The sequence below is a fragment of the Citrobacter sp. RHBSTW-00944 genome (genome assembly GCF_013615435.1).
GTDB lineage: Bacteria > Pseudomonadota > Gammaproteobacteria > Enterobacterales > Enterobacteriaceae > Citrobacter > Citrobacter braakii.
Genome location: NZ_CP055418.1, coordinates 939070 through 963753, shown reverse-complemented (window position 1 = coordinate 963753; position 24684 = coordinate 939070). Strand labels below are relative to the sequence as shown.

The 24684-nt window shown below is 52.2% G+C and carries 21 protein-coding genes and 1 pseudogene; 7 read left to right on the top strand and 15 right to left on the bottom strand.

What is annotated here, in order from left to right; translation table 11 throughout:
- Positions 1-99: 99 nt before the first annotated feature.
- The 9 genes from bamA to rpsB all read right to left on the bottom strand — a co-directional run bounded on the left by bamA (position 100) and on the right by rpsB (position 10542).
- A complete protein-coding gene (gene bamA, locus HV334_RS04465; protein WP_016151764.1) occupies positions 100-2514 on the bottom strand; it encodes an outer membrane protein assembly factor BamA in 2415 nt (804 codons plus the stop codon).
- Positions 2515-2543: 29 nt separating this feature from the next.
- Positions 2544-3896, bottom strand: coding sequence for a sigma E protease regulator RseP (gene rseP / locus HV334_RS04460; RefSeq protein ID WP_181221219.1), 1353 nt, complete (start codon positions 3894-3896; stop codon positions 2544-2546).
- An 11-nt stretch (positions 3897-3907) separates the two neighbouring features.
- Entirely contained in the window at positions 3908-4765 is an 858-nt protein-coding gene (gene cdsA, locus HV334_RS04455) for a phosphatidate cytidylyltransferase (protein ID WP_016151762.1), read from the bottom strand.
- A 12-nt stretch (positions 4766-4777) separates the two neighbouring features.
- Positions 4778-5536: a (2E,6E)-farnesyl-diphosphate-specific ditrans,polycis-undecaprenyl-diphosphate synthase gene (gene ispU / locus HV334_RS04450; RefSeq protein WP_003018543.1), complete on the bottom strand. Its 759-nt coding sequence runs from the start codon at positions 5534-5536 to the stop codon at positions 4778-4780.
- Between the two features lie 312 nt (positions 5537-5848).
- Positions 5849-7045: a 1-deoxy-D-xylulose-5-phosphate reductoisomerase gene (gene ispC / locus HV334_RS04445; protein WP_016151761.1), complete on the bottom strand. Its 1197-nt coding sequence runs from the start codon at positions 7043-7045 to the stop codon at positions 5849-5851.
- Between the two features lie 217 nt (positions 7046-7262).
- Complete coding sequence (gene frr / locus HV334_RS04440) at positions 7263-7820, bottom strand: ribosome recycling factor (RefSeq protein ID WP_016151760.1); 558 nt, start codon at positions 7818-7820, stop codon at positions 7263-7265.
- Positions 7821-7959: 139 nt separating this feature from the next.
- Positions 7960-8685 (bottom strand): UMP kinase, encoded by a 726-nt coding sequence (gene pyrH, locus HV334_RS04435; protein WP_005132114.1) that lies wholly within the window; start codon positions 8683-8685, stop codon positions 7960-7962.
- 145 nt (positions 8686-8830) lie between these two features.
- Positions 8831-9682, bottom strand: a complete 852-nt coding sequence (tsf, locus tag HV334_RS04430; RefSeq protein WP_003018551.1) for a translation elongation factor Ts — start codon at positions 9680-9682, stop codon at positions 8831-8833.
- Between the two features lie 134 nt (positions 9683-9816).
- A complete protein-coding gene (gene rpsB, locus HV334_RS04425; RefSeq protein WP_016151758.1) occupies positions 9817-10542 on the bottom strand; it encodes a 30S ribosomal protein S2 in 726 nt (241 codons plus the stop codon).
- A gap of 449 nt (positions 10543-10991) precedes the next feature.
- On the opposite strand from rpsB, the gene map reads away from it, so the two are divergent.
- The 4 genes from map (at position 10992) to HV334_RS04405 (ending at position 15925) form a co-directional block, all read left to right on the top strand.
- The gene (gene map, locus HV334_RS04420) at positions 10992-11786 is read left to right on the top strand and encodes a type I methionyl aminopeptidase (protein WP_181221218.1); all 795 of its coding nucleotides are present in this window, start codon (positions 10992-10994) and stop codon (positions 11784-11786) included.
- A 114-nt stretch (positions 11787-11900) separates the two neighbouring features.
- On the top strand, positions 11901-14573 hold the full coding sequence (glnD, locus tag HV334_RS04415; RefSeq protein ID WP_016151756.1) for a bifunctional uridylyltransferase/uridylyl-removing protein GlnD: 2673 nt from the start codon (positions 11901-11903) through the stop codon (positions 14571-14573).
- Between the two features lie 31 nt (positions 14574-14604).
- Complete coding sequence (gene dapD / locus HV334_RS04410) at positions 14605-15429, top strand: 2,3,4,5-tetrahydropyridine-2,6-dicarboxylate N-succinyltransferase (protein WP_003829186.1); 825 nt, start codon at positions 14605-14607, stop codon at positions 15427-15429.
- A gap of 109 nt (positions 15430-15538) precedes the next feature.
- Positions 15539-15925 carry a DUF3461 family protein gene (locus tag HV334_RS04405; RefSeq protein ID WP_003018562.1) on the top strand — a complete coding sequence of 129 codons (387 nt, stop codon included), beginning with the start codon at positions 15539-15541 and terminating at the stop codon, positions 15923-15925.
- A gap of 42 nt (positions 15926-15967) precedes the next feature.
- On the opposite strand, the gene cdaR is transcribed toward HV334_RS04405, so the two are convergent.
- The 3 genes from cdaR to dgt all read right to left on the bottom strand — a co-directional run bounded on the left by cdaR (position 15968) and on the right by dgt (position 20354).
- A complete protein-coding gene (gene cdaR / locus HV334_RS04400) occupies positions 15968-17125 on the bottom strand; it encodes a DNA-binding transcriptional regulator CdaR (RefSeq protein ID WP_016151755.1) in 1158 nt (385 codons plus the stop codon).
- 148 nt (positions 17126-17273) lie between these two features.
- Complete coding sequence (gene degP, locus HV334_RS04395) at positions 17274-18707, bottom strand: serine endoprotease DegP (RefSeq protein WP_016151754.1); 1434 nt, start codon at positions 18705-18707, stop codon at positions 17274-17276.
- Between the two features lie 129 nt (positions 18708-18836).
- Positions 18837-20354, bottom strand: a complete 1518-nt coding sequence (gene dgt, locus HV334_RS04390) for a dGTPase (RefSeq protein WP_016155724.1) — start codon at positions 20352-20354, stop codon at positions 18837-18839.
- A gap of 83 nt (positions 20355-20437) precedes the next feature.
- Between dgt and mtnN the strand changes: the two genes are divergently transcribed.
- The 3 genes from mtnN to HV334_RS04375 are packed head-to-tail and all read left to right on the top strand — an operon-like array spanning position 20438 to position 22590.
- Positions 20438-21136 carry a 5'-methylthioadenosine/S-adenosylhomocysteine nucleosidase gene (mtnN, locus tag HV334_RS04385; RefSeq protein ID WP_016151752.1) on the top strand — a complete coding sequence of 233 codons (699 nt, stop codon included), beginning with the start codon at positions 20438-20440 and terminating at the stop codon, positions 21134-21136.
- Positions 21129-21929, top strand: coding sequence for a vitamin B12 ABC transporter substrate-binding protein BtuF (btuF, locus tag HV334_RS04380; protein WP_016155723.1), 801 nt, complete (start codon positions 21129-21131; stop codon positions 21927-21929). Before mtnN ends, btuF begins: the two co-directional genes overlap by 8 nt.
- Positions 21930-21966: 37 nt before the next feature.
- Complete coding sequence (locus HV334_RS04375; protein ID WP_006686772.1) at positions 21967-22590, top strand: TRIC cation channel family protein; 624 nt, start codon at positions 21967-21969, stop codon at positions 22588-22590.
- A 119-nt stretch (positions 22591-22709) separates the two neighbouring features.
- Here HV334_RS04375 and erpA read toward each other — a convergent pair whose 3' ends face one another.
- The 3 genes and pseudogenes from erpA to clcA all read right to left on the bottom strand — a co-directional run bounded on the left by erpA (position 22710) and on the right by clcA (position 24557).
- Complete coding sequence (gene erpA / locus HV334_RS04370) at positions 22710-23054, bottom strand: iron-sulfur cluster insertion protein ErpA (protein WP_003018581.1); 345 nt, start codon at positions 23052-23054, stop codon at positions 22710-22712.
- Positions 23047-23112: pseudogene (yadW, locus tag HV334_RS25140) on the bottom strand (small protein YadW). The gene erpA and the pseudogene yadW overlap by 8 nt, the downstream one beginning before the upstream one ends.
- A gap of 23 nt (positions 23113-23135) precedes the next feature.
- Complete coding sequence (clcA, locus tag HV334_RS04365; protein WP_019078400.1) at positions 23136-24557, bottom strand: H(+)/Cl(-) exchange transporter ClcA; 1422 nt, start codon at positions 24555-24557, stop codon at positions 23136-23138.
- Between the last annotated feature and the right edge of the window lie 127 nt (positions 24558-24684).

Here is a 24684-nt window from a genome sequence, read left to right as displayed (position 1 = left end):
TGCACCCGAAGGTACAGTTCTTTGCGTGGCCAGGCGATCCCATGCAAGATCGCCTAAAGTCATCGCTACACTACCACTACATTCCTTTGCGAAGAACAATTACCAGGTTTTACCAATGTTAAACTGGAACTGTTCCGCTTTGTCTCCATCGTACTTCTTGAACGGCTGGGCGTAGGAGAAAACCAACGGCCCCAATGGGGACATCCATTGTAAAGCGATACCCGCTGACATACGGATATTGTTCGGATCGCTGTAGTCCGGATAACCAGAGTACTTAGCTGAATCCCAGTTCGTATCCCAAACGGTACCCATATCCCAGAAGAATGAGGTACGAACCGAGTTGGCATACTTGTCGCTGATAAACGGCGTCGGGGTAATAAATTCCAGGCTGGCGACAGCCATGGCGTTACCGCCCACCGCATCATCCGATTTACACGGTGAAGTATTGGTGGCGTCACATTCGTTATCGTAATCGCTATCGTTGTTATAACGATTAGCCGGTAAATAGACAGCCTTTGGACCGATGGTGTTGGACTGGAAACCACGCACGGTGCTGGAACCACCGGCATAGAAGTTCTCGTAGAACGGCATCTCTTTGCTGCCGATGCCGTCACCATAGCCCCACTTCGTGCGGCCCAGAACAACCCATTTGTGATCGTCATCGATCGGCACATAGGTCGCGGTATCCAACGTCGCTTTGTAGTATTCGTTGTCAGAACCCGGAATGGTTACTTTACCGTTCAGGTTGACACGCGTACCTTCCGTTGGGAAGTACCCACGGTCCAGCTTGTTATATGTCCACCCATAGTTGAAGGTGAAATCGTCTGATTTAAAGCTATCAGCGTCAGGATCCTTACCCATTGAAACCAGATAACGTTGCATTGCAACCTGTGGATCCATGTTAGACAAGGAGTTATGCACATAACCCACACCCGCACGTAAGGTGTTGTATTCGTTGATCGGGAAGCCGAGCGTTGCGTCAGTACCATAACTTTTGTTGGTATAGTCGGACAGGTCTGCATCATCCGCTTTAAAGTCATTGTAGAAAACGCGACCACCAAGGCTCACCCCATCAACGGTGAAATATGGGTTGGTGACAGACAACTCAGTATAGGTCTGATAGTCGTTTTTGGTGCCGTTGATGCCGACTGAATAACCGGTACCTAACCAGTTATCTTGCTGAACGCCAGCCTGGAAGCTCACGCCGCTTTCAGTACCGTAACCAACGCCGAAGTTAAAGCTACCGGTGTTACGCTCTTTGACCTTATAGACCACATCAACCTGATCCGGGCTACCCGGTACACGCTGAGTATCGGTATCGACGGTTTCAAAGTAACCCAGACGGTTCAGACGCTCTTTACCCTGATCGACCAGATCGCTACCCAACCAGGCCCCTTCCATCTGGCGCATTTCGCGACGCAGAACGGAATCTTTAGAGGTGTCGTTACCTTCAAAACGAATCTTACGCACGTAGAAACGGTTACCTGCATCCACGTTTACGCGTAATTTAACGGTTTTGTCGGCGTCGTTGATTTCAGGTTGCGACTGTACGCGCGGATAGGCATAGCCATAGCGACCCAGAAGCTTCTTGATATCATCTTCCATTTTGGTCACTTTGGTGCCGTTATAGAGTTCGCCTGGCTCGATTTTGGTCAGGGTCTCAATTTCGGCGGAGTGCCCAGCCAGGTTACCGCTCACCTGTACCCCTGAAAGCTTGTATTGATCGCCTTCAGTGATGTTAACGGTAATGTAGATACCTTTTTTATCCGGCGTCAGACTAACCTGGGTGGAATCGATATTGAAGCGAGCATAACCGCGATCCAGATAGTAGCTGCGCAAGGTTTCAAGATCGCCTGCCAGTTTCTGTTTCTGGTATTTACGATCGCCCACCACGTTCCACCACGGCACTTCATCACGCAGTTGGAAGTGAGAGATCAGTTCGTCGGTCGAGAAAGCATGGTTGCCGACGATATTGATCTGTTGGATCTTCGCCGAAACGCCTTCCTGGAAGACCAGCTTGAGGTCAACGCGGTTACGCGGCAACGGCGTTACCACCGCTTTCACACTGGCGCTGTACTTACCGACGCTATAGTAGAAATCTTCCAGCCCTTTTTCGATATCGGCTAGCGTGGTGCGATCCAGAGACTCGCCAACACGCACACCAGAAGCCTCGAGGTTTTGCTTGAGCATGTCATCTTTCACCGATTTGTTACCGGAGAAAGTGATGCTGGCAATCGTCGGACGTTCTTTTACCTGAACCAGAAGGGTATCACCATCGCGCAGGACGCGGACATCCTCAAAGTTACCGGTGGCGAACAGAGCACGAATGGTATTACTGATGTCTTCATCATTAACCGTGTCGCCTGTGCGCACCGGCATACTGAGGAGAGCCGCACCAACGGCGACTCGCTGTAGGCCTTCGAAATGAATGTCCTTCACTACGAACCCTTCAGCACCGTATACGGTGGCGCTGCTAAACAGCAGCGACGCTATGAGCAACTTTTTCATCGCCATCGTTATTATGCGTTCTTCCTAACACTCTCTTACAACCGAGAGAAATCATTGAAAAGTGCAAGCCCCATTAACAACACCAGCAAGATAGAGCCAATGCGATAACTAAAGTCTTGAACCCGCTCGGATACCGGACCGCCCTTCAGCTTTTCAATCGCCAGGAACAGCAGATGCCCCCCGTCAAGAACGGGCAACGGAAACAGGTTGATTATCCCTAAGTTCACGCTGATAAGCGCAAGGAACATCAGGTAATAAATAACCCCGAACTCCGCTGACATCCCAGCCCCCTGGGCGATAGAAATCGGCCCACTGAGGTTGTTCAGTTTTACATCACCGGTAATCAATTTTCCCAGCATACTGACCGTCAGCTTCATCAACTGCCACGTTTTATCCGAGGCTTCGAGGATGGCGCTGAATGGCCCATACTGGCGTACAGTCTTATACTCTTCAGGCAGAGGAATAACTTTAGGCACCACGCCCGCAAAACCCTCAGCCTTCCCGTTAACCTGTTTTGAATCTGGGGTTAACGTTAAAGACAAGGAACTTCCTTGTCTTTCAATATCTAGCGCTAACGGCTTATCCGGATTATCGCGCACCAGCGTCACGAACGTCATCCATTGCGTTAGCGGCTGACCATTGACTTTAACGATCCTGTCGCCAGCTTGCAAACCCGCCTTACTTGCAGCGGAGTTTACCTGCACTTCTGACAGCACCGATTCAATCTGCGGACCGCGCGGGCGAATCCCTAAACTGGAAACAGGATCCTCTTTGTCTGGCTCAAATGCCCAATGGCGTAAATCCAGCGTTTTGTCCTGCCGCTGGTTGCTGCCAAACTGCGCCACGCTGAGAGTCGTATGTTCATCGCCAATTTTGGATACCAGTTGTAATCGCACGGCATCCCAATCAGGGGTTTCGATACCATCAACCGCTTTTAGTTCCGTACCCGGCTGAATTTGCGCCTGTGCGGCAATCGAGTTGGGTGTTATTTCACCAACAACCGGACGAACACCAGGGACACCGATGATAAACACCAGCCAATACGCGAAAATAGCAAAAAGGAAGTTGGCAATCGGACCTGCGGCAATGATGGCTGCGCGTTGTCCAACCGTTTTATTGTTGAAAGCGTAATGGCGCAGCTCCGGTGCGACCGGTTCAGCGCGCTCATCCAGCATTTTGACGTAACCGCCGAGGGGAATCAGGGCGATGACGTATTCCGTACCTGATTTATCGGTACGCCGCCAAAGCGCTTTTCCAAAGCCAATGGAAAAGCGTTCGACGCGGACTCCGCAGCGCCGTGCAACCCAGAAATGACCAAATTCATGCACGGTGATAAGCACACCAAGTGCAACGATGAATGCAGCCAGATTCCAGAGAATACTCAGCATAAGACCATCCGTTAGAGCGTCCTGAATACCAGTAACAACAGGCAGGCAAAGACCGGTACCGCAGCCGTCAGGCTATCAATACGATCCAAAATACCGCCGTGTCCTGGTATTAAGTGACCACTGTCCTTAATACCTGCTTCACGCTTAAACATACTCTCGGTCAGATCACCCAGCACGGAGGCCAGGGCTGCAACGATGGAGCAAATAAGCAAGGTGACAGGCGCAACCTCAAGATTCGCCCACATGCCATAACCCCATGAGATCACGGCCGCAGTGGCGAGTCCGCCAATAAAACCCTGCCAGGTTTTACCAGGAGAAACCTTCGGCGCCAGCTTATGTTTGCCAAACAACTTACCAAACATATAGGCACCCGAGTCCGCTCCCCAGACGAGGATCATGACATACAGCAGCCATAGCGCGCCACTATAATGATTCTCATCATAGTGCCATGCACGTAGCGCCAGCATTCCCCAAAAGAAAGGGACTATGGTTAACACGCCGAAAATTATGCGTAATGTTTTGGAATTACGCCAGACCGACGCAGAGCCGGGATAAAACAGCACCAGTAACAGCGCCACGACCCACCAGCCCAGCGACGCCCACAGCGATACTTCAACCAGCGGCTGATGAATATTGCGATGGTATTCCGGCAACAAAAATAGCATCAGTGCCAGCAATAGCCCGCACAAAACAGCCAGCCAGACTCGCTGCGTACGCGTGGTAAAACCGCTTAACTGTCCCCATTCCCAGGCGGCCAGCATACAGACGGCCAGCGTAACAATGGCGAACCCCACCGGCGGCAGCAAAAACAGCGCCGCGATGACAACGGGTATTAAAACAAAAGCAGAAATCAGGCGATACTTCAGCAAAAGCGACCCCCATCAGGCTTTTTCATCACCGGGCTCGGTGCCGCCGAAACGACGCTCACGATTAGCAAAGGCATGCAGCGCACCTTCAAAGTCTTGTTCATCGAAATCGGGCCAGAGAACATCCGTAAAGTAAAGTTCGGCATAGGCAATTTGCCACAACAGAAAATTACTAATTCGATGCTCTCCCCCAGTCCTTATCACTAAATCCACAGGAGCCAGTTCATGCATACAAATTTGCTGCCCCAGCATCTCTTCATCGATTTGCTCTGGACGCAGCAGACCATCCTGCACCTGTTGTGCCAGTTGTCTGACTCCCTGGACTATATCCCACCGTCCACCGTAATTCGCTGCAATATTTAGCGTCAACCCGGTATTCTGGGCGGTAATCGCTTCTGATTTGCGAATCCGTTCTTGCAAACGTGAGTTAAATCGACTGATATCCCCGATAATACGCAGACGTACGTTATGGCGGTGCAGGTTTTTCACTTCGCTATCAAGCGCCCACACAAACAGCTCCATTAACGCGCTCACTTCCTGCGCAGGTCGGTTCCAGTTCTCACTGCTAAAGGCATACAGCGTTAACGCATCAATACCGTTATTGGCAGCAAAAGAGACAGCCCGGCGGACGGACTTTGCTCCGGCCTTATGTCCAAAGGCGCGAATCTTCCCTTGCTTTTTCGCCCAGCGGCCATTGCCATCCATGATAATTGCTACATGGCGACAACCATGTGCTGGCAAATTTTCGCTTAATGGTTTAGTTGCAGACAACATAACGCGTTTTTAGTCCCTGAAAGGATTATACGGTACTCAGGAATACTGAAGCCTTTTGCGCTTCATCCTTCAGGCTGCTCCTTCGTTGGCTGTGATCTTCGCCCCAGTCACATACTCTTTGTATGCTCCAGGGGACTCATCCACTTGCCACCTTGATGCAACCTGAATGATTTTGTGCATCCACAAAAAAGCCGTGTCAAACCACGGCTTACCCGACCGAAAAAAAACAAATACCCGCGATCGAGTGGCGCAGACTATATCACTGAAGCCCAACGCTAACAAATAGCGCGATTCTCCGAGGAGGGATTATCATCAGCTTGAGCGTCGCATCACTTCTTTTCTGGCGACTTCCCGCGCGATAGCATCAACCTTCAGCACGTCATCAACGCTCTGTGGCTCCTGCAAATCCATCTTATCCAGTACGGATAAATTCAGGTCAGCAATATCGGTAAATCGGATCTGCTGCGCCAGGAATGCGGCAACGGTAATTTCATTCGCTGCGTTCAAAGCGGTCGTCGCCGCCTGCCCTTGCTCAAACGCGTCCATCGCCAGTTTCAGGCATGGATAACGCTGGTAATCAGGTGCGGAAAACGTCAACGCACTGAGCTTGCAAAAGTCGACAGGCTTAACGCCGGACGTCACTCGTTCTGGCCATGCCATCGTATGAGCAATAGGCGTACGCATATCAGGTTCCCCCAACTGCGCCAGAACGCTACCATCCTGATAACGCACCATCGAATGAATAACCGACTGCGGGTGAATCAGCACTTCCATCTGGCCTGCATTGGCATTAAATAACCAACGCGCTTCAATGTATTCCAGACCTTTATTCATCATGGTGGCTGAATCGACAGAGATTTTTCGTCCCATCGACCAATTCGGATGACGACATGCCTGATCGGGGGTCATAGAAACCAGATCGCGCAATGGCGTTTCACGGAAAGGGCCACCAGACCCGGTAAGCAAAACTGATATGACGCCATTTTGCTCAAGGTCAGCGTATCCCAGATTGTGTTGGATAGGTTGCGGTAAACTCTGAAAAATCGCGTTATGTTCGCTATCTACCGGCAAAAGCTGTGCTTTGTGGCGTTGCACATCGTCCATAAACAGACGCCCGCAGGTCACCAGAGACTCTTTATTCGCCAGCAAAATGCTTTTGCCCGCGCGGATTGCCGCCAGCGTCGGTAGCAAGCCCGCCGCGCCGACAATCGCCGCCATAACCTGATCAACATCATCCAGCGCAGCCATATCACAGGCAGCCTGCTGCCCGCTCATAACCTCAGTACGACTGCCCTGCTCCAGCAGAGCTGCTTTTACCAACGCAGCGCTTTTTTCATCGTCCATTACCGCATAGCGAGGAGAAAATTCCAGACATTGCTCAACCATACGGACGACATTTTTACCCGCCACCAACGCAGCAACACGAAATTTTTCCGGGTTATGGCGTACTACATCCAGCGTACTGCAACCAATGGAACCGGTTGATCCCAGGATGGTTAATTGCTTCATCAGACATCCAGAAGAATTTTACTCGTCATATTTCAAGTTGCATGTACGTTGGCTCTCCTCGTTCACCCCTGTCACGCACGGGTGTACGCTCCCGGGGATGCCCTGCGTCGCCGCCTTCTGCAACTCGAATATTTAGAGTATATAGACAGAAAAAAGCAAAACGCCGCCATCCAGCCTTCTCAGGCCTTCTAAGCGGCGTTTTTAGCGTACAGGCGAATCAGAACTGCATCAGTTCCGTTTCTTTCTCTGCCAGCGCCGCATCAACTTTCTTGATAGCTGCGTCAGTCAGTTTCTGTACGTCGTCCTGAGAACGGCGATCGTCATCTTCGCTGATCTCTTTTTCTTTCAACAACGCTTTCACTTTGTCGTTGGCATCGCGGCGTACGTTACGTACGGCAACGCGCGCGCCTTCAGCTTCGCCACGCACGATCTTGGTCAGATCTTTACGACGTTCTTCAGTCAGCGGCGGCAGCGGAACGCGGATGTCGGAACCCGCAGAACTTGGATTCAGACCGAGGTCGGAAGCCATAATTGCTTTCTCAACGGCTGGCCCCATAGAACGGTCAAACACGTTGATTTTCAGGGTACGGGAATCTTCAACCGTTACGCTTGCCAGCTGGCGCAGCGGGGTCGGTGTGCCGTAATATTCCACGACAATACCATCCAGCAGGCTAGGAGAAGCACGGCCCGTGCGAATTTTGCTGATTTGGTTTTTGAACGCTTCGACGCATTTGTCCATGCGTACTTCAGCATCTTTTCTGATATCGTTGATCACGTTACGAATCCTTGAAAGCTTGTTTCAGTCAGACCATACCCACCACGCAAGATGTGACAAGTATAGTCTTGATTAATTTTGAGGGACGTATCCCGCGACATTAAAGCGAAATATTACCTGCATTTAGCCGCAACGGGAATTATTCCGTGATTAACGTGCCTTCTTTTTCACCCATAACAACACGGCGCAGCGCACCCGGTTTGTTCATGTTAAAGACACGAATCGGTAATTTGTGGTCACGAGCCAGCGTAAACGCCGCAAGATCCATCACTTTCAGCTCTTTATCCAGTACTTCAGCATAGGTCAACTGTTCGTACATAGTCGCCGTTGGATCTTTAGCCGGGTCAGCCGTAAATACGCCATCGACTTTGGTGGCTTTCAGTACCACATCCGCTTCAATTTCAATACCACGCAGGCAAGCCGCAGAGTCGGTAGTGAAGAACGGATTGCCAGTACCCGCAGACAAAATAACAACGCGGTTGTTACGCAGCAGGCTGATTGCTTCCGCCCAACTGTAGTTATCACACACGCCATTCAGAGGAATTGCGGACATCAAGCGAGCGTTCACATAGGCGCGGTGAAGCGCATCGCGCATCGCCAGACCGTTCATGACGGTGGCTAACATGCCCATGTGGTCGCCCACAACGCGGTTCATCCCTGCTTTCGCCAGACCAGCGCCACGGAACAGGTTACCACCACCAATCACTACGCCAACCTGGATACCCAGCTCAACCAGCTCTTTGATTTCCTGAGCCATACGGTCAAGGATGCTTGCATCAATACCGAAGCCTTCTGAACCTTGCAGAGCTTCGCCACTTAACTTAAGCAGAATACGTTTGTAGACGGGTTTTGCATTGGTAGCCATGTTTCTTTCCTGAGACTGTCAACGAATGAGATGAATTAATTCCGGCGACATTGTATGTCGCTTTTCAGCATGACCACTATAGCGGTTCGCTGAATTTACAAGCCAGACACAAAAAGAAGCCGCCCTCAGGCGGCTCCTTTAAAAATTAAGACTGCTTGGACATCGCAGCAACTTCTGCTGCAAAGTCAGTCTCAACTTTTTCGATGCCTTCGCCCACTTCAAAGCGGATGAAGCCAGTTACGTCAGCATTGTGCTCTTTCAGCAGCTGACCAACAGATTTGCTCGGCTCCATAACGAAAGGCTGGCCGGTCAGAGAAACTTCGCCGGTGAATTTCTTCATACGGCCTTCAACCATTTTCTCTGCGATTTCTTTCGGCTTACCAGACTGCATCGCGATGTCCAGCTGAACCTGGTATTCTTTCTCTACCACTTCAGCAGAAACGTCTTCCGGCTTAACGAATTCTGGTTTGCTTGCAGCAACGTGCATTGCCAGCTGTTTAACCAGCTCTTCGTCAGCGCCAGTTGCAGCAACCAGAACACCGATACGAGCACCGTGCTGGTAGTTACCCAGAACTTCGCCTTCCAGGGAAGCAACGCGACGGATGTTGATGTTCTCACCGATTTTAGCAACCAGAGCAACACGTTCTTCTTCGAACTGCGCTTTCAGAACTTCAACGTCAGTGATTTTGCCAGCAACGGCAGCGTCCAGTACTTTGTCAGCAAATGCCTGGAAACCAGCATCTTTAGCAACGAAGTCAGTCTGGCAGTTAACTTCCAGAATGAAAGCGATGTTGCCGTCGATTTTGGTTTTGATTACGCCGTCAGCAGCAACGTTGCCTGCTTTTTTCGCCGCTTTGATTGCGCCGGACTTACGCATGTTTTCGATTGCCAGCTCGATGTCGCCATTAGCTTCAGTCAGTGCTTTTTTGCAATCCATCATGCCTGCGCCAGTACGCTCACGCAGCTCTTTTACCAGGGATGCGGTAATTTCAGCCATTCTAAAATCCTCGGAAGATTTGATCTGCCCGGCATGAAACCGCACAGATTTAAAAGTGAAAAAGGGGCCTAAAGGGCCCCTAACCAAACGTGATACTACCTGGTTTATAAGGGGGCTCGAACGAGCGTGCCTTATTATTCAGCTTCTACGAAGCTTTCTTCCGCCTGGGAAGCCAGATCCTGAGAACGGCCTTCACGAACGGTAGTAGCTACAGCGCCCAGGTACAGGGTCACAGCACGGATTGCGTCGTCGTTACCCGGGATAACGAAGTCAACACCGTCCGGATCAGAGTTGGTATCAACGATAGCAAATACTGGGATACCCAGGTTGTTTGCTTCTTTGATAGCAATGTGCTCGTGGTCAGCATCGATTACGAACAGAGCGTCCGGCAGACCGCCCATGTCTTTGATACCGCCCAGGCTGTTTTCCAGTTTCTCAAGCTCACGAGTACGCATCAGCGCTTCTTTCTTGGTCAGCTTTTCGAAAGTACCGTCCTGAGACTGAGTTTCCAGATCTTTCAGACGTTTGATGGACTGACGAACGGTTTTCCAGTTAGTCAGCATGCCGCCCAACCAGCGATGGTTCACGAAGAACTGGTCGCAGTTGTTAGCAGCTTCTTTCACCGCTTCGCTTGCAGCGCGTTTAGTACCAACGAAAAGGATTTTACCTTTACGAGCAGAGATCTTGTTCAGTTCAGCCAGAGCTTCGTTGAACATCGGTACAGTTTTCTCAAGGTTGATGATGTGAACTTTGTTACGCGCACCGAAGATGAACGGCTTCATTTTCGGGTTCCAGTAACGGGTCTGGTGACCGAAGTGAACACCAGCCTTGAGCATGTCGCGCATGGAAACAGTTGCCATGATTAAAACCTCTATATATAAAAGTTGGGGTTAAGCCTCCACGCATCCCATATTACCGACCCCAAAGGGCACCCCGGAATATGTGCCGATACGTGTGTGTTGTTACACAAAGTGAGATTTGTCGCTCCCGTCCATCGTGTGTAGTCTTCAAATGGATCGGAAGTCCGGCGCGCTTTATACCACAAATACGCTACCGACACCAATAATTGTTGGCGGTGCGTGCTGAATGAACGATGAATTTCGTGTTACAGGGAGGCAGCCAATTTTTGCATCTCCGGGAGCCTACATGCAGTAAGCGGCTGGAGTGAACAAATACAGCCAACACACCTGTGGCACGAAAGGCGAAGTTCAGAATGATTCTCAATTTGGCAGCATGTATGCCGGACTGATACCATTGGCACCACTTAAACAATTATTGCCGATATCATCGGCACTGATGGACAGAATTCATGGCTATCTCAATCAAGACCCCTGAAGAAATCGAAAAAATGCGCGTCGCTGGCCGTCTGGCCGCCGATGTACTGGAAATGATCGAACCGTTTGTTAAGCCAGGCGTCAGCACCGGCGAACTGGATCGCATCTGTAATGACTACATCGTGAATGAGCAGCAGGCCATTTCCGCCTGCCTGGGCTATCACGGTTATCCGAAGTCCGTGTGCATCTCTATTAATGAAGTGGTGTGCCATGGGATCCCGGACGACGCCAAGCTCCTGAAAGACGGCGATATCGTCAACATCGACGTAACCGTGATTAAAGACGAGTTCCACGGTGATACCTCGAAAATGTTCATCGTCGGCAAACCAACCATTCTGGGCGAGCGTTTGTGCCGCGTCACGCAGGAAAGCCTGTATCTGGCGCTGCGGATGGTAAAACCGGGTATTCGCCTGCGCACGCTGGGCGCTGCGATTCAGAAATACGCGGAAGGCGAAGGCTTCTCTGTGGTCCGTGAATATTGCGGTCACGGCATCGGTCGCGGCTTCCATGAAGAGCCGCAGGTCCTGCACTACGATGCAGACGACGGCGGTGTGGTACTGCAGCCGGGCATGACCTTCACCGTAGAACCCATGCTGAATGCCGGTGATTACCGCATCCGCACCATGAAAGACGGGTGGACGGTGAAAACTAAAGATCGGAGCTTGTCTGCTCAGTACGAGCATACTATTGTGGTGACGGAAAAAGGCTGTGAAATTCTGACATTACGCAAGGATGACACCATCCCGGCGATCACCACACACGACGAATAATGTTTTGCCTGATGGCGATGCACCCGCATCTTATCAGGCCTACAAATTGTACTACTTCGTAGGCCGGGTAAGGCGTTCACGCCGTCATCCGGCTTTTTTAATGGGTGGCGCATAATGAATACTCTTCCTGAACAACACGCAAATACTGCCCTCCCCACCCTGCCAGGCCAACCGCAGAACCCCGGAACCTGGCCGCAGCACGATCTCAACTGCCCCGGCATTAAAGCGCATATCGACACTTTCCAGCACTGGTTAGGTGACGCGTTTGACAGCGGGATTTCCGCAGAGCAGCTGATTGAGGCCCGCACCGAGTTTATTGACCAGTTACTGCAACGTCTGTGGATTGAAGCCGGTTTCGGTCAAATTGCCGACCTGGCGCTGGTTGCCGTTGGCGGTTACGGGCGCGGCGAACTGCATCCGCTTTCCGATATTGACCTGCTGATCCTGAGTCGTAAAAAGCTACCAGACGCGCAGGCCGAAAAAGTTGGCGAACTGTTAACGCTGCTATGGGACGTGAGGCTCGAGGTTGGGCACAGCGTGCGCACGCTGGAAGAGTGTCTGCTGGAAGGATTGTCAGATTTAACCGTCGCCACCAACCTGATTGAAACGCGCCTGCTGATTGGTGATGTGGCGCTGTTTCTTGAGCTACAAAAGCATATTTTTAGCGAAGGTTTCTGGCCGTCCGATAAGTTTTACGCAGCCAAAGTTGAAGAGCAGAATCAGCGCCACCAGCGCTATCACGGCACCAGCTATAACCTGGAGCCGGATATCAAAAGTAGTCCCGGCGGCCTGCGCGATATTCATACCCTGCAATGGGTGGCCCGCCGCCATTTTGGCGCCACCTCACTGGATGAAATGGTCGGTTTCGGCTTTTTGACGCAGGCAGAACGTGCCGAGCTGAATGAATGTTTGCATATCCTGTGGCGCATTCGCTTTGCCCTGCATCTGGTCGTTAGTCGTTACGACAACCGTCTGCTGTTTGATCGTCAGCTCAGCGTGGCGCAACGCCTGAACTACGGCGGTGAAGGCAACGAGCCTATCGAGCGGATGATGAAAGACTATTTCCGTGTCACACGGCGGGTCAGCGAACTGAACCACATGCTGTTGCAACTGTTCGACGAGGCGATCCTCGCCCTGCCCGCCGATGAAAAACCACGTCCGATTGATGACGACTTTCAACTGCGCGGCACGTTGATTGATCTGCGCGACGACGACCTGTTTATTCGCAAACCCGAAGCGATATTGCGGATGTTTTACATCATGGTGCGTAATAGCGCGATCAGCGGAATTTACTCCACTACGCTGCGCCATTTGCGTCATGCCCGCCGTCATTTAACGCAGCCGCTGTGCTACATCCCGGAAGCGCGTTCGCTGTTTCTCAGTATGTTGCGCCATCCGGGCGCGGTGAGTCGCGGCCTGCTGCCTATGCATCGCCACAGCGTGTTGTGGGCCTATATGCCGCAATGGTCGCATATTGTCGGCCAAATGCAGTTTGACCTGTTTCATGCATATACGGTGGATGAACACACTATTCGCGTCATGCTTAAGCTGGAAAGTTTTGCTAACGAAGAGACCCGTCAGCGCCATCCGCTGTGCGTGGATCTGTGGCCGCGTCTGCGACAGCCGGAGCTGATTCTGATTGCCGCGCTGTTCCACGATATCGCCAAAGGTCGCGGCGGCGATCACTCGGTTCTCGGCGCCCAGGATGTGCTCAAATTCGCCGAACTGCACGGTCTGAACTCCCGCGAAACGCAACTGATCGTGTGGCTGGTGCGCCAGCATTTGCTGATGTCGGTTACCGCTCAGCGCCGCGATATTCAGGATCCCGAAGTCATTAAGCAATTCGCCGAAGAGGTGCAAACGGAACATCGTCTGCGCTTTTTGGTGTGCCTGACCGTCGCAGATATTTGCGCCACCAACGAAACGCTGTGGAATAGCTGGAAGCAAAGCCTGCTGCGCGAGCTGTACTTCGCGACGGAAAAACAGTTACGCCGCGGAATGCAAAACACGCCGGATATGCGTGAGCGCGTACGTCATCATCAACTTCAGGCGCTGGCGCTACTGCGCATGGACAACATTGATGAAGAAGCGCTGCACCATATCTGGTCGCGCTGTCGCGCCAACTATTTTGTACGTCACAGTCCAAATCAGTTGGCCTGGCATGCACGTCATCTGCTGCAACACGATCTCAGCAAGCCGCTGATCCTGCTCAGCCCGCAGGCCACGCGAGGCGGGACGGAAATTTTCATCTGGAGCCCTGACCGCCCTTACCTGTTTGCTGCCGTCTGCGCCGAACTGGACAGGCGCAACCTTAGCGTCCACGATGCGCAGATTTTCACCACCCGCGATGGGATGGCGATGGATACGTTCATTGTGCTGGAACCAGACGGTAGCCCGCTGTCGTCAGACCGACACGAAGCGATCCGTTTTGGGCTTGAACAGGCGATCACCCAGCGTAGCTGGCAGCCGCCGCAACCGCGTCGCCAGCCGGCAAAATTACGTCACTTTACCGTCGATACCGAGGTCACTTTTCTGCCGACCCATACCGACCGAAAATCATTTCTTGAGCTTATCGCTCTCGACCAGCCAGGACTGCTGGCGCGGGTCGGGCAGATTTTTGCCGATCTGGGAATTTCGCTGCATGGCGCCCGAATTACAACTATTGGCGAGCGAGTAGAAGATTTATTCATAATCGCCACCGCCGACCGGCGCGCCCTTAATAATGAGCTGCAGCAGGAAGTGCATCAACGGTTGACAGAGGCCCTCAATCCAAACGATAAAGGGTAATGTTTTTATTTATTATGGAAAGAGTTTAACAATGCAGCAGTTACAGAACGTTATTGAGTCCGCTTTCGAGCGCCGTGCCGACATTACTCCGGCAAATGTAGATACCGTAACCCGCGAAGCGGTGAATCAGGTTATTTCTTTACTGGATTCCGGTGCACTGCGCGTCGCAGAAAAGATTGAGGGTCAGTGGGTCACGCATCAGTGGCTGAAAAAGGCGGTCCTGCTCTCTTTCCGTATTAACGATAATCAGGTTATCGAGGGTGCGGAAAGCCGTTACTTCGATAAAGTGCCGATGAAATTCGCCAACTACGACGAAGCGCGCTTCCAGAAAGAAGGTTTCCGCGTGGTTCCGCCTGCGGCAGTGCGTCAGGGCGCGTTTATCGCCCGTAACACCGTGCTGATGCCGTCTTACGTGAACATCGGCGCTTATGTTGATGAAGGTACGATGGTTGATACCTGGGCGACAGTGGGTTCCTGTGCGCAAATCGGTAAGAATGTACACCTGTCCGGTGGCGTTGGTATTGGTGGCGTACTGGAACCGTTGCAGGCTAACCCGACCATCATCGAAGACAACTGCTTCATCGGCGCGCGCTCTGAAGTGGTTGAAGGCGTGATCGTCGAAGAAGGCTCCGTCATCTCCATGGGTGTGTATATCGGCCAGAGCACCCGTATTTACGATCGCGAAACCGGCGAAGTGCATTACGGCCGCGTTCCAGCGGGCTCCGTGGTCGTCTCCGGCAACCTGCCGTCGAAAGATGGCAAATACAGCCTGTACTGCGCGGTGATTGTGAAGAAAGTCGATGCCAAAACGCGTGGCAAAGTGGGAATCAACGAACTGTTACGCACCATCGACTAACAGCGATTTGAAAAAGCGGGCTTAGCCCGCTTTTTTTACATCTGCGAGTGGCATAAACAAGGCTTTTCGTTAATTATTCAATGGTTATAGTGAGCTTAAGGGTACCGCTATGTATGACAATCTGAAAAGTCTGGGCATTACTAATCCTGAAGAGATCGATCGTTACAGTCTGCGGCAAGAAGCCAACAACGATATCCTGAAAATCTATTTCCAGAAGGATAAAGGCGAGTTTTTTGCCAAGAGCGTGAAGTTCAAATATCCCCGTCAGCGTAAAACGGTTGTCGCCGATGGCGTCGGTCAGGGTTACAAAGAAGTGCAGGAGATCAGTCCCAACCTGCGCTACGTGATCGACGAACTGGATCAGATCTGCCAGCGAGATCGCAGCGAAGTCGATCTTAAACGCAAGATCCTCGATGATTTACGTCATCTGGAAAGCGTCGTGACCAACAAGATCAGCGAGATTGAAGCCGATCTGGAAAAACTGACGCGCAAATAAGTCGATTGTTGCCTGATAGCGCTACGCTTATCAGGCAATTAATCAATGCTGCTCATCCAGCTGCAACGCCACATACAGCAGCAGTCGATCGTCAAAATTCCCCAGATCCAGCCCGGTCAGCTCTGAAATACGGTTCAGGCGATACTCCAGCGTATTGCGGTGAATAAACAATGCTTTTGAGGTCGCCAGCGGCTGAACGTTATGTCGAAACCATGCCGATAATGTTCGACGCAGCAAACCGTTGTTATCCATCGCTTTCAGCCTTACCAGCGGGCGCGCCAGCTCATTGGCCTGCCAGCCGCCGCGCAGGCTGTCCAGCAGCACCGGCAGCATCAAGTCCTGATAGAAATAGCTCCGGCTTTCCGGCATCCGCTGCTTGCCGACCATCATGGTGGTGCGCGCCGTACGATACGAACGGGCAATGCTGCCTGGCCCGGTAAAATAGTTGCCCAGCGACACGCGAAAACGCAGTTGTCCATTCTCTTTCATGCGGGCAATCAGTTGCTCAACGCGCTTGCGATGATCTTCAGCGTCCCAGCGACCAAACTGATTGAGGGCTGGTTTCAGCACCACCATCTCGGTCAGAGAAACAATCGCAATCAGATTATTACGTTCGGGTGTAGTCAACGCGTTCTGCAATTGCTGTAGCTCCGCCATCGCACTATCAACGCCAAGCTGACCGCTGTCGACCTCCACTACCGCCACCACGCGCGGCTGGTTCAAATCAATGCCCAATCGCTGTGCCCATTCCATCAGCGCCGGGGTATTCTCTTCAGCCTGAATCAGGTTCATCACCAGCTCTTCACGCAGACGGCTATCCTGCGCTAACAGATGCATCAGACGCGACTGTTCCAGCATCATTTCGGCGGTCATGCACACCAGTTCGCCATACTTGCGCAGATGTTCCGGCTCGCCAGTAAGACCGATAACGCCAACGATTTCGCCTTCCAGACGCAGCGGCAGGTTTATCCCCTGACGCACACCATGTAAATGCCGGGCTACCGCATCGTCAATATCGACCACCCGACCTTGCGAAAGCACCAGCAGCGCGCCTTCGTGCAATTCACCAATTCGTTCGCGATCGCCGCTGCCAATGATCCGCCCGCGGGCATCCATTACGTTGATATTGGTATCAATGATGCGCATGGTTCGCGCTACGATATCCTGCGCCATTTTGGTATCAAGATGCCAGCCAGCCATAAACCCCTCCTGTGAGCAGAGCTCAAGCATAGGGAAGATAATAAGCGGCGGCATTGTGCAACTGCACAAAGCGAGAGGGAGAAGTATGGAGTTGTGGGAAGTATCACAAAAAGAAACCCCTTCCTGTGCAGGAAGGGGTTTAGGGAGATTACTGCATCAACAGATAGATGGAGCTGTCACCACGCTGAATGTTCAGCGCCAGTACAGCCGGTTTGCTGTCGAGGATTTTGCGCAGTTCGGCGATATTTTTCACCGGCTGCTGGTTCGCACCGATAATCACATCCCCTTTCTTCAGGCCAATCCGTGCAGCCGGAGAATTCGCTTTCACCTCGCTGACCACGACCCCTTTGTCCTGGCCTTTGTTGCTCATATCAGCCCCTTCAATGCCTTTGAAGATAGAGCTGGAATCAACCTGAGTCTGGCTGCTCTGCTGCAGTTCCAGATTCACAGTGACCGGCTTACCGTCACGCAACAGGCCAAGGTTAATTTTGCTGCCTACCGGCATCGTACCCACCTGCGCACGCAGGGCGGCGAAGCTGCTGATCGGTTTACCGTTCAGGGAGGTAATCACATCCCCGGCTTTAATACCTGCTTTCGCTGCGGAAGAGTTCGGCATCACCTGGCTGACAAATGCGCCACGCTGAGCATCAACTTTCATCGCTTTCGCCAGCTCAGAGCTCAGCTCGGTACCCATAATACCCAGCTCACCGCGTTTAACCTGACCAAACTCAACCATCTGCGACGTCAGGTTTTTCACCATGTTGCTCGGGATTGCAAAGCCGATACCGATGTTGCCGCCGTCCGGCGCAAGGATCGCGGTGTTAATACCGATCAGCTCACCGTTCAGGTTGACCAGTGCGCCGCCGGAGTTACCCCGGTTGATCGCGGCATCCGTCTGAATAAAGTTTTCGTAGTTTTCCGCGTTCAGGCCGCTACGGCCCAGCGCAGAAACAATACCGGAGGTCACGGTCTCACCGAGGCCAAACGGGTTACCAATTGCTACGGTATAATCACCCACACGCAGCGCGTCGGAATCAGCCAGCTTAATCGCCGTCAGGTTTTTCGGATCCTGAATTTGGATCAGCGCGATATCGGAGCGCGGATCTTTACCCACGATCTTCGCATCAAATTTACGGCCATCGCTCAACTGAACCTTAATCACCGTGGCGTTATCTACCACGTGGTTGTTGGTCACGACATACCCTTTCGCGGCATCAATAATTACGCCGGAACCCAGCGCCATAAATTTCTGCTGCTGGCCGCCGCCGTTGTCAGCGCCCGGCGCGCCGCCCTGGCAGAACGGTGAACTCTGGAACGGTGAACCGTCCTGGCAGAATGGTGAATTATCACCGAAGAACTGCTGGAAATTACGCGGCATACGCGGCGTATTTACCGTCGTGCTCCCCTCGACGTTAATACTTACCACCGATGGCATCACTTTTTCGAGCATCGGGGCCAGGCTTGGCATCTGTTGGGCGGTCATTGCTGAAGACGACGTCTCAGCCGCTGTGGCAGACAGGGGGGACAACGCCAAACCTAAACTCAGAGCCAGTGCACTCATTGCTAATGTGGTTTTTTTCATGTGTTTCGTTCTCGATTAACAGGTAACGCAAAATTGCTGTATACGTCAGAGTCGTTTTATAGCGCTAAGTTCCAGAATTGAGTTTAAGGAAAAAGTAAAATTTTATTGGCCGTCTTTACAAATGAGTATTTATTGTTCTACGGCCATCAAGCGACGATATTCATCCCAGGCATACAGATCGGTCATCCCGCTGATATAATCCTGAATCAGCCGGCAGCGATAATAATATTCCATTACCGAAAACTCAGCGCAACCCGTTGATATTTTACTAACCGCCTCGACATAAGCAAGACGATGGCGAGTAGACAACTTCTGAAATAATCGTGATTCGATAGGAAAACGTTTAACTCTTTCATTGTCGACCAGCTCAGTAAAATCTGACTGGGACATTTTTAATAAAGGCTGATAGATCTCCAGCAACCCGCTGATCACCCGATACCCCTGCAATTCCAACTGCTCAACGTCCGGATGACTAAATACGTGTTTTACCGCCACATTTTTATAGACCCCCAGCAACTGACTAAAGCTACTGGCATCTTCTAACAGGGCGTGATTAAAGCTGCCGTCAAAAACCTGCGGTAAATTATCAATAAACCGCTGGGCTGCATACGGCACCAGTTTATTCAGCGTATTGACGCGTAAATACATAAAGAACTGATCTTCCGTGCTCCGGCTTAATGTATTTGAACGTGATTTCTCCCAGGCATTCTCAACAACCTGGCTAAACAGGGAACCTTTTTCGTGATGCCCCCACGCCTCATGCAGATGGTGATAAAGTTGTTCGACGCTAAAGATTCTTTTCTCAACGGCATCTTCCAGGTCGGCCACGCAATAAGAGATATCATCGGCAGCTTCCATTATCCAGGTTAATGGAAAGCGACTGTAGGGCGCTAATGATAATTCTTTACGTAACCGTTCAATATACGGTTCTTCAGAAAGGTAATAGCCCGGTTTCTTCATTAAATAGTCATGCGTCGTAGGCGTACTTCCGCGCCACCACGCCGGACGGGTATATTTTAAAATACCACCAACCTGGGCCCAGGTAAGATTCATACGCATCAAAGTATGCACCAGACGAATCCCCTGGGCATTACCTTCAAAATGGCACAGGTCCTGGCGCACCTTACGGCGAATATCATTCAGCGACTCTTCGCCTTCGCGCAAACGTAACGCCGCCACCAGGCAGCGGTCGTCGCTGAGGGGCTGACTTTCCGCGTCGGCGGGATACAGCCGCTGGCGGAACCAGTCATTAATCGCCGCTTCACCAAAATGACCAAACGGCGGATTGCCAATGTCATGCATCAGGCACGACATTTCGACAATACTCTCAAACGGTCCCGTCAGTTCATCCAGACCATACTGCTCCAGCAGTTTTAGTTCTTTCAGTCGGCTGAGGATCTCTTTAGCGATATAGCGCCCAACTTGCTGAACTTCCATCGAGTGCGTCAGCCGCGTGCGCACCGCCGCGTTACGCTCCAGCGGAAAGACCTGGGTTTTTTGTTGCAGTCGGCGAATAGCCGGAGAATTGATAATACGTCCACGATCGCTTTCGAAAATACGCAGGATCTCATGCTCCGTCTTCACGCCCTGCGGCGAACGGTAACGACGATGCCAGTTTATTTTTTTTCGGAAATCGATCTGTACCATATCCTCTCCCGCCTGAGAAATGCGCTACCCCTTAAGCGCATGATAGACTATGCCCTCAAATCTGGCTTATCGCGAGTAAATCTATGAAAATCGGCATCATTGGTGCAATGGAAGAAGAAGTTACGCTGCTGCGTGACAAAATCGAAAACCGTCAGACCCTCTCTCTCGGCGGTTGTGAAATTTACACCGGCCAACTGAACGGTACAGAGGTTGCGCTACTGAAATCAGGTATCGGTAAAGTGGCGGCGGCGCTGGGCGCTACGCTGCTGCTTGAACGCTGCAAGCCGGATGCCATCATTAACACCGGTTCCGCGGGCGGCCTGGCCTCTACGCTGAAAGTCGGCGATATCGTGGTTTCTGACGAAGCGCGCTATCACGATGCCGACGTTACCGCCTTTGGCTATGAATTTGGTCAGTTACCGGGCTGCCCGGCTGGTTTTAAAGCCGATCCTGCGCTGATTGCTGCAGCAGAATCCTGCATTGCGCAACTCAATCTGAACGCCGTTCGCGGACTTATCGTCAGCGGCGATGCCTTCATTAATGGCTCCGTGGGTCTGGCTAAAATTAAGCATAACTTCCCGCAGGCCATTGCCGTTGAAATGGAAGCGACCGCGATTGCGCACGTTTGCCATAACTTCAATGTGCCGTTTGTCGTGGTTCGCGCCATCTCTGACGTCGCCGATCAGCAGTCCCATCTCAGCTTTGACGAGTTCCTGGTTGTTGCCGCGAAACAGTCAAGCCTGATGGTTGAAACGCTGGTACAGAAACTGGCGCATGGCTAAATTACTCTCCAGGGCGCTGGTCGCCCTGCTTTTCACTCTTCCGGCGTTCCTGTACGCCGCACCGCGTGTTGTGACGCTTTCTCCTGCCAATACCGAACTCGCCTTTGCCGCCGGCATTACACCCGTAGGCGTCAGCAGCTACTCAAACTACCCGCCAGCGGCCAAAAATATCGAGGAGGTTTCCACCTGGCAAGGTATGAACCTTGAACGCATTGTGGCGCTTAAACCGGATTTAGTCGTCGCCTGGCGCGGGGGAAATGCTGAGCGGCAGGTGAATCAGCTGACCGCCCTGGGAATTAAGGTCATCTGGGTGGACGCCGTTACCATCGAGCAGGTCGCCGATGCGCTCCGCCAGTTGGCAGCGTGGAGCCCAAAGCCTGAGCAGGCTAAACAGGCGGCGCAAACCATGCTTGATGACTATGCTTTACTAAAATCTCGGTATGCCAACAAACCGAAAAAACGCGTGTTTCTCCAGTTTGGCGCAAATCCTCTGTTTACCAGTGGAAAAGGCTCCATTCAGCACGAAGTTCTTGAGGTATGCGGTGGAGAAAACATCTTTGCCGGCAGTCGGGTCCCCTGGCCACAGGTTAGCCGTGAGCAGGTCCTGGCACGAGCGCCCCAGGCTATTGTTGCAACCGGAGGGCCAGGCGAAACTCTGAAAATTGAACAATACTGGGGAAACCAGCTAAAAATACCCATTATTACACTTAATAGTGACTGGTTCGAACGCGCGAGCCCGCGTATTATCCTCGCCGCAAAACAACTCTGTAATGCGCTTTCACAGATAAATTAGCGCCTGCCCCCACCAGGTCTGTTGTGAGGATTTAAAAATGCTCGTCTATTGGCTGGATATTGTCGGCACCGCGGTATTTGCTATCTCTGGCGTCTTACTGGCCGGAAAATTGCGTATGGACCCGTTTGGCGTCCTGGTCCTCGGGGTGGTTACCGCCGTTGGCGGCGGAACGATCCGCGATATGGCGCTGGATCATGGGCCGGTTTTTTGGGTTAAGGATCCCACCGATCTGGTGGTGGCAATGATCACCAGCATGCTGACAATCCTGCTGGTACGTCAGCCACGACGTTTACCGAAGTGGATCCTTCCGGTGCTGGATGCCGTTGGCCTGGCGGTGTTCGTGGGGATTGGCGTCAATAAAGCATTTCTCGCAGGGACGGGCCCCCTGGTGGCGATCTGTATGGGGGTGATTACCGGCGTCGGCGGCGGGATCATTCGCGACGTGTTAGCTCGTGAAGTCCCGATGATTCTGCGCACCGAAATCTACGCCACGGCATGTATTATCGGCGGGATCGTGCATGCGACAGCGTTTTATACCTTTAATGTATCGCTGGAAAACGCCAGTATGATGGGGATGATCGTCACCCTGCTGATTAGGCTTGCCGCCATTCGCTGGCATTTGAAATTGCCGACGTTTGCACTGGATGATAACGGGCGCTGATGTGATGATGCAGAACATGTAGGCCGGATAAGGCGTTTACGCCGCCAACCGGCACATTGCCCGGTGGCGCTACGCTTACCGGGCCTACACCATCAGACCATCGGTATTACAGGCAGCAATCAGATGCTGAAAGAAGAACCACACCCGCAGGTGCTTTTCGCATTGGGGTTAGTCACAACGAAGCGGGAACCTTCCAGACCTTCGGTATAGTCAACCGCGCCGCCCACCAGATATTGCAGGCTCATCGGATCAACCACCAGACCCACACCTTGTTTCTCAATGGTCATATCACCATCGTTCACCTGATCATCAAAGGTGAAACCGTACTGGAAACCGCTGCAACCACCGCCGGTGATATACACGCGTAATTTCAGATTCGGGTTATCTTCGTCAGCGATCAGGCTTTTTACTTTATTGGCTGCTGCTTCAGTAAATTGCAGTGGCAGCGCTACGTCATCACTCATATTTTGCTCCAAACGACATTGGCAATTGGGCAAATTATAACCCAATGGTTAAGGCCATTATCTAATACCCTGGTATTTCGTTCAAGTATTCTCGCCAGCGGCAGTACTCTGGCTTTTTGCCGCCTGCTCCGCTTCCTGTTTTGCCAGCGTGCGGGCAAGGATAGTCGAGTATAGCGGCTTTCCACCCATAAATTGGGCTAATAGTGTTGCGCCAAGGCAGGTAATAATCATTGGCAAAATGAGCTGATAGTTATCGGTCATCTCCAGCACCAGTACAATACCGGTTAGTGGTGCACGTACCGAAGCCGCCAGCAAAGCCCCCATTCCGGCAATGGCAAAGGTTCCGGCCTCCAGATGATACTGTGGAAAAGAGGCCGCCGCGGCCATACCGAACGCGGTGCCAAGTAACGTACCCAGCGCCAGCATCGGGGCAAAAATCCCACCGGGCGCGCCGGAAGAGAAGCACAACAGCGTGGTGATCACCCGGGTAATAAATATAAACAGCAGTAAACCGACGCTAAAATTACCCGCCGCGGCGATAGGAATCAGGTTAAACCCGCCGCCTGCCGCTTCCGGTTTAATTAATCCCAGGATCCCGCACAGGCCACCAATCGCGCCGCCCATCAGCACCCATTTTTTAATTTCACCGCCGTGGAAGCGCTGGAACATATCCTGGGTACGCAACACCATCGTGTTGAACAACGGCCCGACACAGCCAAAAATAAGCCCCAGCACAAGATACAGCCACAGCGTATTTACCGGCGCATTAGACAGCTTTCCGACTTCAATAATCGGTGCTTCACCGTTGAACACACGAAACACAATGCTCGACATAATAACGCCGGTAAACACGGCTTTGATCGAGACGAGGTTATAGCGAAACTGCGGGCGCATCTCTTCAATAATGAACAGGATCCCCGCCAGAGGCGCATTAAACGCCGCCGACAAACCCGCAGCCGCACCGGTGGCCAGCAGGGTATGTCGCGCTTCGGCGCTGCGCATGCGGAAAATATCCAGCACCATGCGCCCAATGTTCCCGCCTATCTGTACGGTCGGCCCTTCTCGCCCGAGCACCATACCGGCTCCCAGCGTGCCCATGCCGCCAATAAATTTCACCGGCAGAACACGCCACCAGCGCACAGGTCGTAGCTCTTCCAGCGCGCCTTCAATCTCAGGGATCCCCGAGCCTCCCGCTTCCGGCGCAAATTTACGAACCAGAAAATAGCCGACCATCGCCAGCAATGCAGAGAGAATAAACGCCAGCGGCCACAGCAGAATGGCATGGTCCGCAACCTGGGCCAGGGCGCCAATGCGCTGATTTTGCACCCAGGTCACCGCTTTCTCAAATGCCACGCCAACAAGCCCCGTCACGGTACCGACAACGGCGGCCATCAACAGGATCGCCAGCGGCGTTTTGTCGCGTTCCAGGAGTCGACGGATTTGATCCCTGCGGCGTAAACGCACAATTTGTTGTGCTTCAAAAGAGGGAGAGTCAGTCTTCATCAGATGATCATTAATTGGTAATACAAATACGGAATCGGCATTCTACTCGCACATTTCACGAAAATCCCCTGCAAATCGCATTGTTTCAAATGCGTAAAACTTTCATAACCTTCTCTGAATAACTAGA